9 protein-coding genes and 1 pseudogene are annotated in these 13,445 nt (G+C 65.5%); 5 read left to right on the top strand and 5 right to left on the bottom strand.

Going from position 1 to position 13,445, the window contains the following annotated elements; genetic code table 11:
- Positions 1-47 precede the first annotated feature (47 nt).
- Positions 48-3,269, bottom strand: a complete 3,222-nt coding sequence (locus tag ABZ293_RS33500; protein WP_355187412.1) for a protein kinase — start codon at positions 3,267-3,269, stop codon at positions 48-50.
- 525 nt (positions 3,270-3,794) lie between these two features.
- On the opposite strand from ABZ293_RS33500, the gene ABZ293_RS33495 reads away from it, so the two are divergent.
- Positions 3,795-4,214 (top strand): hypothetical protein, encoded by a 420-nt coding sequence (locus ABZ293_RS33495; protein ID WP_355187285.1) that lies wholly within the window; start codon positions 3,795-3,797, stop codon positions 4,212-4,214.
- A gap of 1,098 nt (positions 4,215-5,312) precedes the next feature.
- The gene (locus ABZ293_RS33490) at positions 5,313-5,621 is read left to right on the top strand and encodes a hypothetical protein (protein WP_355187283.1); all 309 of its coding nucleotides are present in this window, start codon (positions 5,313-5,315) and stop codon (positions 5,619-5,621) included.
- Positions 5,622-5,956: 335 nt separating this feature from the next.
- Here ABZ293_RS33490 and ABZ293_RS33485 read toward each other — a convergent pair whose 3' ends face one another.
- Positions 5,957-6,178: a hypothetical protein gene (locus tag ABZ293_RS33485; RefSeq protein ID WP_355187282.1), complete on the bottom strand. Its 222-nt coding sequence runs from the start codon at positions 6,176-6,178 to the stop codon at positions 5,957-5,959.
- Between the two features lie 484 nt (positions 6,179-6,662).
- Positions 6,663-7,277, bottom strand: coding sequence for an NAD(P)H-dependent oxidoreductase (locus tag ABZ293_RS33480; protein WP_355187281.1), 615 nt, complete (start codon positions 7,275-7,277; stop codon positions 6,663-6,665).
- 78 nt (positions 7,278-7,355) lie between these two features.
- Here ABZ293_RS33480 and ABZ293_RS33475 point away from each other — a divergent pair, with 78 nt between their 5' ends.
- The gene (locus tag ABZ293_RS33475; RefSeq protein WP_355187279.1) at positions 7,356-7,931 is read left to right on the top strand and encodes a TetR/AcrR family transcriptional regulator; all 576 of its coding nucleotides are present in this window, start codon (positions 7,356-7,358) and stop codon (positions 7,929-7,931) included.
- A gap of 436 nt (positions 7,932-8,367) precedes the next feature.
- On the opposite strand, the gene ABZ293_RS33470 is transcribed toward ABZ293_RS33475, so the two are convergent.
- Positions 8,368-9,393 carry an AraC family transcriptional regulator gene (locus ABZ293_RS33470; RefSeq protein WP_355187277.1) on the bottom strand — a complete coding sequence of 342 codons (1,026 nt, stop codon included), beginning with the start codon at positions 9,391-9,393 and terminating at the stop codon, positions 8,368-8,370.
- Positions 9,394-9,540: 147 nt separating this feature from the next.
- Between ABZ293_RS33470 and ABZ293_RS33465 the strand changes: the two genes are divergently transcribed.
- Complete coding sequence (locus ABZ293_RS33465; RefSeq protein WP_355187275.1) at positions 9,541-11,133, top strand: GMC family oxidoreductase N-terminal domain-containing protein; 1,593 nt, start codon at positions 9,541-9,543, stop codon at positions 11,131-11,133.
- Positions 11,130-12,644 (top strand): aldehyde dehydrogenase family protein, encoded by a 1,515-nt coding sequence (locus tag ABZ293_RS33460; RefSeq protein WP_355187273.1) that lies wholly within the window; start codon positions 11,130-11,132, stop codon positions 12,642-12,644. The genes ABZ293_RS33465 and ABZ293_RS33460 overlap by 4 nt, the downstream gene beginning before the upstream one ends.
- 421 nt (positions 12,645-13,065) lie before the next feature.
- Here the strand turns inward: ABZ293_RS33460 and ABZ293_RS33455 are convergent.
- Positions 13,066-13,445, bottom strand: a pseudogene (locus ABZ293_RS33455) (arylsulfatase); the annotation flags it as partial.

Here is a 13,445-nt window from a genome sequence, read left to right as displayed (position 1 = left end):
TCTCCTTGGTCTGTTGAACCGGGTGCGCCTCAGCAGCAGGCACGCGATCAGCTCTCATGCTGGGTCGCTTCCCCGATCCACGCCGCGATCTGGGCGCGAGAGGTGAACCCGAGCTTGGCCAGGATGTGCTCGACGTGGGTATCTGCGGTGCGCGGGGAGATCACCAGCCGGGATGCTATCTGCTTGTTGGTGAGCCCTTCGGCGACCAGGTCTGCCACCTGGCGTTCACGTTTGGTCAATGTCGTCCCGCCGGCGGGTGGTGTGCCGACCGACTGTTCTTCGTTCAGCGCGTAAACGACCGCGGCGTTGATTCTCATTGCCTGGCCGCGTCGCCACGCCGCATCGAAGCGCACTTCACCGAGCCTGCGACGCACGACACGCTCGCAGTCGAGGTGGGCCTCGACCATCTGCGGGAAGTAGATCGCCGCGCCGGGGTTGGTCCGCATCAGATTTGCCGCAGCGCCCATCAGCACGGCGGCTCGCCGGTCGTCGGTGCCGGCCGCGATCCACGCCAGCACTTCGAGATCCAGTGCCGCGACGAGAAGGCTGCGCATGCGCTGGTTGAGCCGCAGCGATTCCCGCAGCAAATCCTGTGCGCGGGAGCTCTCACCCTGCTGCCACGCCGCGATCCCGGTCATCCCCAGAGCGGTCGACCGGAACAACGACTCGCCGCACGCCTCGGTGATGGACAGGATCCGCTGATGGCACTCGGCTGCCCGTCCGGTGTCGCCCTGCTGCGCGTGCGCCACACCGAGCAACAGCAACGCAGTAACGTGCAGGCATCCTCGCGGGTCGGAGCTCAGCACCTCGATGGCTCGATTGATACACGACACCGCACGCGCGGGCTCATCGAGATAGAGAGCTAGATCACCCTCCGCATAGGCTATCAGCGCCTGATTCATGGGCGTGGGATCGCGCTCGGCGAGCACACGCCCCTGCGCGAGCAGGGTGGCTGCCGTCTGGAGGTCCCATTGCCGCGTGGCCATGAAGACGCTGGCGTGCAGCGCCCGGACCTGGTCGGTTGTCGAACGTACGCAGGGATGGGCCAGGGCGCGGTCGAGCCAGCGGCGGCCTTCACCGAACAAGCCACGGAAACTCCAGAACACGAAGGAGGCGGCGCTGATGCGCAGCCCCGCTTCGGCTGACTGCTCGGTCGAGTCGGACATGCAGAATTCGAGTACTGCACGGATGTTGCCCTGCTCGCGGTCGAGCCGGGCCAGCCAGTCGAGTTGCCGGTCGCTGATCCAGTCGGCCTCGGCATCGAGCACCAGCCGTCGGTACCAGTCCCGGTGCCGACGCCGCAGATCCTCCGCCGCACCGGCCTCGCGCAGCTTGTCCTGCCCGTAGTCCCGTACGGTGTCGAGCATCCGGAAGCGGACCGCACCCGCGGGTTCTTCCCTGATCACAACCGATTTGTCCACCAGCCAGGACAGCACATCGAGCAGCTCTGCCGCCTCGGTATCGGCACCGCACACCGCCTCGACGGCGTCGAGTTCGAAACCACCGGCGAACACCGACAACCGGGCCCACAGCAGCTGCTCAGCCGGGGTGCACAGCTGATAACTCCAGTCGATGCACCACCGCAAGGTCTGCTGCCGTGTCGGCGCGGTGCGGTAGCCCCGGGTGAGCAGCGCGAACCGATCGGTGAGCCGCAGCAGAATCTGGTCCGGCGACATGGCGCGCATCCGAGCCGCCGCGAGTTCGATCGCCAGTGGCAACCCGTCCAGCCGGGAACAGATTCCGCCCACAGCGGCCTTATTCTCCTCGGTCAGCGTGAAGCCGGGCACGACTGCCGCAGCGCGATCGGCGAACAGCGTCACCGCATCGTATTTGCACAGCTCTCGCAGCATCGGCTCGCGGCCGGCGGCAGGAACGCTCAGCGGCTGCAGCCGCCGCACCGCTTCTCCGCTGATATCCAGCGGCTCGCGGCTGGTGACCAGGATCCGCAATCCCGGACACACCGACAACAACGTCTCGGCCAGGCTTGCCATCGACTCGGCAACCTGCTCGCAATTGTCTACGACGAGCAGGGTTTCACGGGATCGCAGAAACTCGACCAGCGTGTCATCGACCGGCCGGGCCGAATCGACCCGCACGCCCAGCGCGGCAGCGACGATGGGAGCCACCAGCGACGGATCACGCACGTCGTCCAGATCGATCGTCCACACCCCATCGGCGAAATCGCGTCGAGCAGCCGAGGCCGCCCGCAGCGCCAGTCGGGTCTTGCCCACGCCGCCCATCCCGGCCAGCGTCACCAGCCTCGACTCGGTCAGCAGGTGCTTGAGCTCGGTCAGCTCGGCGCGCCTGTTGACGAAGCTGTTCAACTCGGGCAGCACGTTGCCGCTGCGTCCTATGGTTCGCGACGAGGTCGGCTGACGGTTCTTCGGCTCGTGGTCGCGGGCGGCGGCGGGGTCGCTGCGCAGGGCCATCTCGCCAGTCGGGTAGCTGCAGAATTGCTGCACTTGCCGGATAGCCTCGCCGAGCTCCGCTGCGGAGGGCCGCTGCTCGGGATCGCGGTGCATCGCCGATTCCACGACAGTGCACACCTCGGCTGGGCAGCCGCTATCGCGCAGGTCTGGCACCGGCCCCCGGCTGATCCGCACAAACAGGGCCACCAGTTGCTCACCGCTGCGCCGCTCGTAGGCAGCATGCCCGGTCAGCGCGCAGAACAAGGTGGCACCGAGCCCGTAGACATCGGCGGCGGGAGTCGGCGTGCGGCCCTCGAGCACCTCCGGCGCGGTGAACGCCGGCGATGCTGTCACAATGTCGGCAACCGTTTCGAACCCGCCGGGGATGCGCGCGATCCCGAAGTCGGTCAGGACAAGTCCACCGTAATCGGTGAACAGAATATTGCCCGGCTTCACATCGCGATGCACGATGCCCAGCCGATGCGCGCTCTCGAGCGCCCCGGCGATCCCGGCCCCGATCCGCAGCACGTCATCCACCGGAAGCGGACCGCGCCGCCGGATCCGCGCAGCCAGCGAGTCCAAGGGGTAATACGGCATCACCAAATAGGGCCGCCCGTCGCCGGTAACACCGGCCTCCAGCACGGTGACGATATTGGGATGCCCGGTCAGCCGGCCCATCGCCCGCTGTTCCCGCACGAACCGCGCCCGGTTCTCCTCGTCCAATTCCCCGGTCAGGACCTTCACTGCAACCGTGCGATTCAACCCCACCTGCCGACAGCGATAAACCGCACCGAAACCGCCGCGACCGATCTCTTCGGCGTCTTCGAATCCGATCGCACGCAACTCCTCCGCTACCGTCATGCTCACGTCACGGCGGGTACGATTCGCGGCGTCGTCGATCATCAGCCGCGCGCAATCCTCTCGGTATGGCTGTGAGCATCGGACATGATCGACTCACCTTTCGACGGTGCCTAGCCTATCGCCCATGACGAGCGGACATCCAGCTATTCGACGGATGCGGCACGGCTATCCACGGGTTCCTCCGTGTCGACCGCGAACACCGGGAAGCAATCCCATGGTGTAGATATCCGAGACCCGCACCGCCGCCCTGGTACATCGCGACCACGACCGGAGACGGCGCGGTGGCCACCGACGTCAGCATGGCCGTGTTCCGCACAATGGCCTCGAACGTCCGCAATTGCCGCATGACGCGGGTGAACTCGATCAGGCGCAGCGCGAGCACTGGGATTGCGAACACGACACGATCACCGCGCTTGCCCTTACACCGACACTCCGGCAACCGATTTCGGGGCGCGACGCCACGCTGGCGGCAGCTCTGCACGAGGTGTGCCGCGCCGCCGCTCACGGGCCCGACAGCGTCGAATTGTGGCTCGACATCGCCCGGGAAGCCGCACGAGCACTCACCGCACCCCACCCGATCACGCCTCGGCGGTACCGATATTCGCCATCTACAGCAACGAACGCACCGATGCCCTGCTCGACCCCGACACCACAGCGGTGCATGTGGTTACAGGCCCGTTGATCGGCAGCTGGTACCACACACCGGCCCAAGGGGCGCACGCGATCGTGGCACACGCGGCCGAGGACGACCATGATCACGCCCTCAATTACCAGACGACCTGGCGGCTGCACGACCGACACACCCTCGGCTTGCTCCGCGCGGTCCCGCCGCCACAACTGCCGCAACAGCCCCAGCACATAACCTCTACCGGCAATCCACCCTTCGCCGATAGGTATCGGGCGGCGGGGGACCCCTTGGGGTCTCTTTCCGCCCCTATGCCTTAGATGCAATTGTGTTGAGATCGGATCGACTGAATGGCGACCAGCGGCAACAACATTCGTTCTCAATGCCCGGCGCGATGCCGTTTGACTTCCGCTGAGTCGTCGTGGACTTCCCCTTGTCGTGGCCATCCTGCGACATATCGCCTACGACGTGGGCGAACCACCAGCGAGGCGGCGCGGTTCTTCGGCTACGAGATCGCCGGGGTAGGCGGTGTTGCGCAAAGCCATCAAGGGAACCGGCATCGAACCACGAACTGACGGCGAAACACCCGGCCAGGCCCCGCGCCGGTGCCCCCGCGCGGCCCGGACTCTGATCTGAAAAGGCAGCCGCGGCGCGTCGCCGGATTTCGCCGGAGCTGGTCGTGGCAGCACACTTCGGCCCCGGTGCAGGGTCCGGGGCCGAAGTGTGCTGCGAGTGGAGCGTCCTCGACTCTGGATCGAGGCCGGTCGAGCCTATCGCGGCTTGCCCCGCCCAGCGGGGACCCGGACCGGGATGTCCGAGGGCTTGCGGGGCTGCGAGGTCGCCGATCGGGCGGGCCGTCGATGAGACGAACCCTGGCGCGGGCCTATGGAAGCCCTACCGGTCCGATGCTCGAGTAAACACCGCAGGCCCAGCACCAGCCGATCGCTTCACCACGACTCAGCCTGCGGCGTTTCGACCAGTGTCCGAATTGCACGCTGCGGGACCCCGGCCTGACCACAGCACACTGCCACTGCGAGGTGATATGTCAAAGTGTCGGTGAAAATCCTCGGTCAGGCGATGGCGATCCGCCCAACCCATCTAGGTATGTAGTCGCGTACTTTGCCGATGTGCGTCGCCTACCTATGCGACGACCGTGAAAGGTGTCGGCGGGCACAGGTGTCGATTAGGAGCGTTCCACCGCGCGATTCTGCCCGTCAGCGACGACGGCGACCTTGCGGTGCACAACGACGTGGAACCGAGGCGGGCAACAACGCCCAGCGGGGTCGCGGTCATCAACTGGATAAGGGTGTTGCCAGTGCCGAGCTCGGCTTTGCCAGCAAGGCTACGGCGAACATATCCATCCGGCTGGCGCAGGCGATTGTCTGCGGTGGCCGGTCGATGCGGAACTGGCTTCTACGATGACTGCACTACTCCCTCTGGCCTACGGGTACTTGCGCGATGACTTGATCGGTGATCGCGACCGGGATTCGGGTGAAGACATGTTACGGGCTGCTGCCCGCTCGCTCGGCTACGAGCTGGGTACCGTGTTCCATGAACCGCCGCCGGAGACCGGACTGCTTCCACCAGTGTTCGTAGATCTGCTTCAGGAATGCCGCCGCGCCGCGGCGCACGCGGTGATCACACTACAGGGGCACATGTCGAACATGTCGGTGCCGCGGATGGTCCTGCAAGCGCGCGCCGAGGTCGTCGTCCACGAAGTCGGGTAATGAGTTGAGTCTCGGGACCCGGCGACAGGATGGTGACGCAATGCAGAGCGATGCGTGGCGAATGTCACGAAACTCGTTGTGCGAGTGTGTAACTCGCAGTGAGCCGATGCGCTCATCCTCGCTGTGGTCGGCTACCTCGCCATCACCAAATCCGACGTGCAGCAGCCCGTCTGCAGCAACGCCCCCATCACGAGGATCCCGCGTTGCGGTGGTGACCGGATCATTCGGCATTCCGCACCGAGCCCTCAAATCTCGGCCGGATCGCCGCCCGGCATTGGCGCCGCGACGCGGCAGTCGAGTCGATATGCTGCGCCCGAATCACTGCCGCTGGCCCGTCACCGTGCCGACATGGTCGCGGCGGCGGTGTGGCGGGAGAGGTTGGCCGCCAGCAAGGCCATCGACGAGGCCGCCCCGACATCGTTGTCACCGACCTCGGGCAGGCGGCCATCCTCGGCGCGCAGTCTCACCAGCGCCTCGGTTATCGCCGCGTGCGCCGCGAACAGGCACGGCGTGGAGTAGATCGCCACATCAACCCCGAGCGCCTCGAGTTCGGTCAACGACAACCGCGGTGAGAGCCCACCGGGATGAAGCTTCGTCGGGCCGGATCCACCGACAGGCTGCCTGCGGTGAGGATCAGCGATCTTTGTGGCGCGGCGCGGCGCACCAGTGCCCGCATGCCGAGCCGTCGGCACAAGACGGGCTTCATGTTGGCCATTGTGGTCAGTCTTAGCCGACGGTAGTACGAAACTGTCTTCGGATCCGCGAGTTGCTCCGTCGATACGAACGGGACGAACGACCGTGAACACGAAGTCTTCAGCAGTACGCGCGGACCGCGATCTGCGGGCCCGGCTCACCCCGGACCGGGTACTAGGAGACTGCTGAATAAGCGGGTTTTGGGGGCGGGATAAGCGCTGACAAGGCCGTCTGTGCGGCGTGTGAGGTCAGGCCATCGTGAGAGTCGACAGAGTGGTCGTTCTTCCCGCGCAAACGATGAATTCCGTGGGGCACGTTCGTCGCCTGAGGGTAGTCGTAGCCGGACCGTCAACGGGCAGCTGTGCTTGCCAGGCCGGCGATGCGAGCCGCGATTCTCTCGCTGAGGTTACGGATCTCTGCGGCGAGGGTGTCGCGGCTCTTCGTGTCCGACTCGTGCACGAAGTTCGTCGAGCCTACTGTGGCACCGCAGTATTCGATGATGCCGCGCTGGATCTGCGTTCGGAAGGCCTCGTACACACCGTGGCGTTCGAAACTCTCCGCGTCGTCGCCTGCAACGGGGATCAGGTGCACGGTGAGCCGGTCCAGTTTCTTCACGATTTCGCTTCCCGGGGTGAATTCGTAAGCCCACCCGCTGACGAAGACGCGATCGATCCAGCCTTTGAGTAGTGCGGGTACCGACCACCAGTACACCGGAAACACGAGAATCAGATGTTCTGCATGATCGATTCGCTTCTGCTCGGCTACCACGTCCGAGGGTGCAGTCCCGTTGCCGCGGAATAGGTCCAGATCGGCTTCGGAGAATCGCGGGTCGAAGTTCTCGGCGCTCAGGTCGGCGATGTCGACTTCACCACCCGCGGCGCGGATCGCGTCGGCGGTAGCTCGGGCGACATGCTGGGTCAGTGAGTTGGTATCGGAATGGGACACTACGACGAGTGCGGTCATGAGCGTTTCCTTCGGCGAGCGGGGCGTCTATGTACCGAGAGTAGGTTACTATTAGTACATAACGCAAGGAGGTGGCCGATGGCACGCACGAGACTGTCGCGGGCCGACAGATACGACCAGCTTGTAGAGATGTCGTGGGCACTGGTGCGAGCGGAGGGTGCGGACGCGCTGACCCTCGGCCGGTTGGCCGAACGTGCAGGCGTCGCAAAACCGGTCGTATACAGCCATTTTGCGTCTCGCGCCGCGTTGTTGGCCGCGCTCTTCAGCGAATTCGACGACCGTCAGAAGGTGATGCTCGAGGAGTATCGCGAGGCCACGGCCGAGACGCTGGATGGGCGCGCGAACGCCATCGCCAACTCGTACGTCGGATGTGCGCTGGCGCAGGGGCGTGAATTGGTGGGTGTGCTCGCAGCGCTGGAGGGTTCACCGGAGCTCGAGCAGGTCAAGCGTGAATCGGAACACGCATATTTCGAACGATGCCGGGAGATGCTTGTTCCCTTCGGTGCCTCCGGTGAACTAGCGCAATCATCGATGACGGCGATATTCGGTGCTGCGGAGGCGCTTTCGCGCGCGGCGGTGGCGGGAATGCTGTCCCCCGACGAAGCTAAAGGTGAACTTGCCGCGCTGATCGTCGCGGTGGTCGGCAGGACCTGACGTCACTGGCGTGTCGCGGATCTGTCCCAGCGGCGCGCACTGCGTCGGGCTCTATGTACTAGTGACCGAATGTCGGAGGCACTGCGGGCTTGGTGGCCACCCAGGTAGATATCGCAGGTGGTGCTGAAGATGGTGAACAGGTCTTCGCTCACGACGCTGCGTTGCCCAAGGATCGTGTCGCCTTCGCGCATGGGTTTCGCGAGGGCGCGACACCGGGCAGCCTTGGAAGCTGGAGCCGACCCGCATCTGGTGGCGCAGTGGATAGCCGAGGTCCAAGCCCGCCGTGCCGAAGCCCTCGCCAGAGCTGTCCGGACCGACCTGGATCACCAGCAGCCTCTTCGGCTACGAGCAGTCGGTCGTCACCGCGTGCTGCTGGCTAGCCGTGGGGATCGCCTTCCTGGTTGTCGCGGTGCAGCGTGGCACCGGATTCGGCCTTTCAGACCGGGGACGGTTGCGCCTTTCGCCAGCGCAGGGGCGACGTCCCGGTCCAGCGTCGGAAGGCGCGGGTGAAGCTGGCGGATTCGGAGTAGCCGAGGCGGTCGGCGATGGCGGCCGTGGGCAGATCGGTACCGGAGAGCAGTTCGCAGGCCAGTGCGCTGCGGACCTCGTCGAGGAGGGAGCGGAAGGAGTGCCCCTCGGCGGCCAGCCTTCTGCGTAGTGTGCGTGTGGAGAGGTGCAGGGCGGCAGCTGCTTCGGCTTCGGCGAGGGGGCCGCGGGGTTGGGCGAAGATGACGTCGCGCACCTGGCCCGAGGTGCCGGTCAGGGCCCTGCGCGCGGCGGCGAGATCGCGGCATTGTCCGGCGGCGAGGTCGGCGGTGTGGGGGTCGGCCTGCGGCAGCGGGTCGTCCACGGTGCTCCGGTCGAAGACCGCGGCGTAGTGGTCGCAGTCATATTGCACTGCGCAAGAGAGAGTTTCGGCTATCCGACGGGTGGCATCCGACTCCGGCTCGGGGTAGGGCAGCCGGACGGTGTGCAGCCGCGCGGTCGGTCCGGCGATGTCGCGGTACAGCGTGGCGATGATGCCGATATCTCGTTCGGCGACGAAACGGGCCACCGCAGGATTGGTTACTTCGGGCACGATCACCAGCGACACCTCGTCAGCGGATTCCACGGCGGTGATGAGGCAGAACGAATACGACAGCTCCAGATAGCGCAACCCCACCTCGATGGCATCGCGCAAGGACTGACTGGCGATGAGCGCATAACCCCAGATACCGTGCGCGGTGGCGTGATAGCGCAGACCGGCCAGCAGTCCGAGCCCGGCGATGTCTGGTAGCGCGCGCAGCACATTGGAGATGAGAGCGATCTCCTGCGCACCGGTCACGAGTGTCCCACCGCGCAGATCGTCGCCGCGCAATCCGGTGCGACGCAGACAGTCCTGCTCGCTTACTCCGTATTCCGTGGCGAGCCGCGTGATCAGTAGCGCACTGGTGGGTGTGCGCAGTGCAGTGCGTGCCGTCACGACGACTTCGGGGGGATGGTCACTGGCCAAAAATATCAAAAAAGCGGCCCGGCCGGACATAGGAATTCGCTGGTGGTCCGCCCTAGCCTCGGGGAGACATGGCAGTGACCGGCGTCACTACCGAGCGGCCAGGAGGCGAGGAGAACGTTGAGCGAGAAGGACCGCTTCGACTATGTGATCATCGGGGCAGGCAGTGCCGGTGCGGTGGTGGCCGCCCGGCTGTCGGAGGACCCATCGGTGTCAGTGCTGCTGCTGGAGGCGGGCGGGACCGACGATGCCGACGAGATCCACATTCCGGCGGCCTTCGCCTCGTTGTTCAAGACCAAGTGGGACTGGAACTACGAGACCACTGAACAGAAGCATATGGCAGGCCGCCGCGCGTTCTGGCCGCGGATGAAAGCGCTGGGCGGCTGCTCGTCGATGAACGCCATGATCTACATTCGCGGCAACAAGGCCGACTTCGACTCCTGGCGTGACGACTTTGGAGCCGAGGGCTGGGGCTACGAGGACGTGCTGCCGTATTTCGTCCGGGCCGAATCGAATACCCGGCTGCGTGACCGATTCCATGGCACAGCAGGTCCGCTGCACGTGGAGGACCGGCGCTTCACCCACGAGCTGACCGACTCCTGGATCGAGGCTGCGGTCGCGCATGGCCTGAAACGCAATGACGATTTCAACGGCGCCGAACAGGAAGGTGCGGGCCAGTATCAGGTGACCTGCAAGAACGGCCGCCGCTGGTCGACCGCGGACGGCTACTTGCGCCCGGCACTGTCGCGCCCGAATCTGACCGTGCGCTCGCACGCCTTCGTCACCAAGGTGCTGTTGGACGGCGCCCGGGCGATGGGGGTCTCGTATCGGCAGCGTGGTGCGACGCGCAACGCCTTTGCCGATGCCGAGGTCGTGCTGTCCGGTGGTGCGATCAATTCGCCTCAGCTGCTGATGCTTTCGGGCATCGGACCGGCCGCGCACCTGCGTGAGCACGGCATCGAGGTGGTAGTGGATCTGCCCGGGGTCGGAGAGAACCTGCACGACCACCCGGTGACGCCGTTCCTCTGGCGCACACGCGGCACCTCGGATCTAACTGATTTCTCCAATCCGGCCCGGCTCATGCAGTGGAAACTGACCGGACGCGGGCCGCTGTCTTCGAACGTCGGCGAGGGCGGCGCGTTCTTTGCCTCCCGCGATGGGATTGCCGCGCCGGACATTCAGATTCATGTAGCACCGACCGGGTTCTACGACAACGGATTCCGCGAGCCGGTTGGCCAGATGTTCACGGCAGGTGTGACTCTGGTGAATGTCGCCAGCCGAGGAAGATTACGGCTGCGGTCGGCGGATCCGGCGTGGAAGCCGGAGATGGATCCCGCCTATTTCGAGGATCCGGCCGATATGGCGGCGGTGGTCGCCGGCGCGCGGCGTGTGTTCGAGATCGTAGGAGACCGTTCGTTCGCGCGTTTCCTGGATCAGCCCTATCTGCCGAACCGGGTCGACGGGGCGACGGACGAGGAGCTGGCCGACCATGTTCGTGCCTGGACCCAGACGCTGTACCACCCGGTGTCCACCTGCTCGATGGGCACCAGTGAGAACGCTGTGGTGGACCCACAACTGCGGGTGCGTGGGATCGAAAGGCTGCGCATCGCCGACGCGTCGATCATGCCCGTCGTGCCCCGTGGCAACACCAACGCCGCCACGATCATGGTGGGCGAGAAGGCATCCGATCTGATTCGCGGCGGCCACGCATGACGCCGCCGACACAGACCCAGGAAATCCGAGGAGAGTCCGTGAGTACAGCAGTCGCCGCGACCTTCGATTCGCTCGACCCCGCCACTGGCGACGTGGTCGGCACACATCCGGTGGTCACGACCGGGCAGGTGAACGAAACCGTCGCGCGCGCACAGCAAGCTGCACGGTGGTGGGCCGAACTGGCCTTCGGTGAACGCGCCGAGCGGTTGAAGAAGTGGCGCGGGGTGATCGCCCGCCGCCTGGCCCAGCTCGCGGAGATCTCGCACGCCGAGACCGGTAAACCCATCTCCGACGCCCAGCTCGAGATCGTTATGATGCTCGACCATCTGGCCTGGGCGGCGCGCAACGCTCCGAAGGTGCTGGGCCGCAGGAAGGTTCCTACCGGCCTCATGTCCGCCGACCTCGGCGCGACGGTGGAGTACCTGCCGCTGGGCGTGATCGGCGTGATCGGACCGTGGAACTTTCCGGTCTTCACCCCGATGGGCTCCATCGCGTATGCGTTGGCCGCGGGCAACGCGGTGGTGTTCAAGCCGAGCGAATTCACCCCCGGTGTCGGCACATGGCTAGTGGACGCCTTCGCGCAGGTAGTGCCCGAACACCCGGTGCTGCAACTGGTAACCGGTTTCGGCGAAACCGGTGCGGCCCTGTGCCGTTCGGGCGTGGACAAGATCGCCTTCACCGGCTCAACGGCCACCGCCAAGAAGGTCATGAGCGCATGCGCCGACACCCTCACCCCGGTGTTGATCGAGGCGGGCGGCAAGGACGCGCTGTTGGTCGACACCGACGCCGACCTGGATGCGGCGGCCGAGGCGGCGGTGTGGGGCGGGCTGTCCAACGCCGGACAGGCGTGCATCGGCACCGAACGCGTCTACGTGCACGAGCGTGTGTACGACGAATTCCTCACCAAGGTGCGGGACCTGGCGCGCGGTCTGCGCGCGGGCGACGACCCGGAGGCGCAACTCGGCCCCATGACGATGCCCACCCAGCCGCATGTAGTGGCCGAGCACATCTCCGACGCGCTGCGCCGGGGCGCGCGGACGCTGATCGGTGGGCTCGACGCGGTCGGGGACCGGCTAGTACAGCCGACCGTCCTCACCGACGTCCACGAGGACTCGCTCGCCATGACCGAGGAAACCTTCGGACCCACCTTGGCGATCAACAAGGTTCGCGACATGGACGAGGCTGTCGAACGCGCCAACAACTCGCGCTACGGCCTCGGGTCGGCCGTATTCTCCAGGCAACGCGGCGAGGAGCTGGCCCGGCGACTGCGCTCCGGCATGACCGGCGTCAACCTGGTCTACCTATTCGCGGCCCTGCCCGAACTGCCATTCGGTGGGGTCGGCGAGTCCGGCTTCGGCCGCATCCACGGACCCGACGGGCTCAAGGAGTTCACCTACGCGAAATCCGTCGCCAAACGCCGTTTCCCGGCGGTGCTGGCACTCACCACCTTCGCCCGCACGGCCAAGATCGACAAGCTACTCGCCACCCTAACTGTGCTGCGCCACGGCTGACGCACCCGAAAAGCGATGAGAGGAACCGACTTTCCGATGCTGAGCACCATGCAGGACGAGTCGCTTTCGCTGGCGACACTGCTGCAATACGCCGCCCCCCTTCCATCGCGACAGCACGGTGTCGACATGGACGGGCACGGCCTGCGGACCATGGGTTTCAGGGTCCTCTCAGTTGAACCCGTATTGCACCCTACAGGCCACCACCTGCGGTTATGCGATGATTCGGCTCGAAAGAGTCACCCGCCCACCTGGATAACCACAGGTAGACGGGTGATCTGCTGTACCGGTTGTGTCCGGAAGGGGAACTGACCCATATCCCAACCTGGAGTACGTCGCTGACCTACAACTTCCTTGACGCTGATAGAGCTGTTGGGGTGCAACCGGATTGGCCGCCCCGGTGTGAGCAGATCGCGTTCTGAGCCTAGTTTCCTTCCAGGACGGCCGCGGCTTCCTTTTGGAGGTCGTTGAAGGATTGCTTGCCGATGTCGATGGTGACGTTGTGGATGGTTCCTCCGGTGAAGGTGGCGGGGCTCTGGTATTGCGGGGAGATGGTGTCGCCGCTGTCGTAGCCGATGCTGAGTCCCTCGCCGGCGAGGCCGAATCTGGCGGGTTGGGCGCGCATCGGGCCTTTGCTGACGGGTTGGCCGTCGATGTAGAGCGTTGTGGTGCCTATGGATTCGCCGTGTTGCCCGGAGGTTTCGCGGTTGAATTCCATGCCGAGAGTGTGTTTGCCGGGGGTGAGCGGTGCCGAGACGAAGTCCTGTTCGGGTTGGATGCCGAGGAAGTTGTAGAGGTAGTGCA

It is taken from the genome of Nocardia sp. NPDC005998, assembly GCF_040614395.1.
Lineage (GTDB): Bacteria > Actinomycetota > Actinomycetes > Mycobacteriales > Mycobacteriaceae > Nocardia.
This window is presented reverse-complemented; position numbering and strand designations above follow the sequence as displayed.

Bases quoted from the DNA above. Each gene is read 5' to 3' on its own strand.
- ABZ293_RS33500 (WP_355187412.1), bottom strand. From the start codon at position 3,269: ATGACGGTAGCGGAGGAGTTGCGTGCGATCGGATTCGAAGACGCCGAA.
- ABZ293_RS33490 (WP_355187283.1), top strand. From the start codon at position 5,313: ATGACTGCACTACTCCCTCTGGCCTACGGGTACTTGCGCGATGACTTG.
- ABZ293_RS33480 (WP_355187281.1), bottom strand. From the start codon at position 7,277: ATGACCGCACTCGTCGTAGTGTCCCATTCCGATACCAACTCACTGACC.
- ABZ293_RS33475 (WP_355187279.1), top strand. From the start codon at position 7,356: ATGGCACGCACGAGACTGTCGCGGGCCGACAGATACGACCAGCTTGTA.
- ABZ293_RS33460 (WP_355187273.1), top strand. From the start codon at position 11,130: ATGACGCCGCCGACACAGACCCAGGAAATCCGAGGAGAGTCCGTGAGT.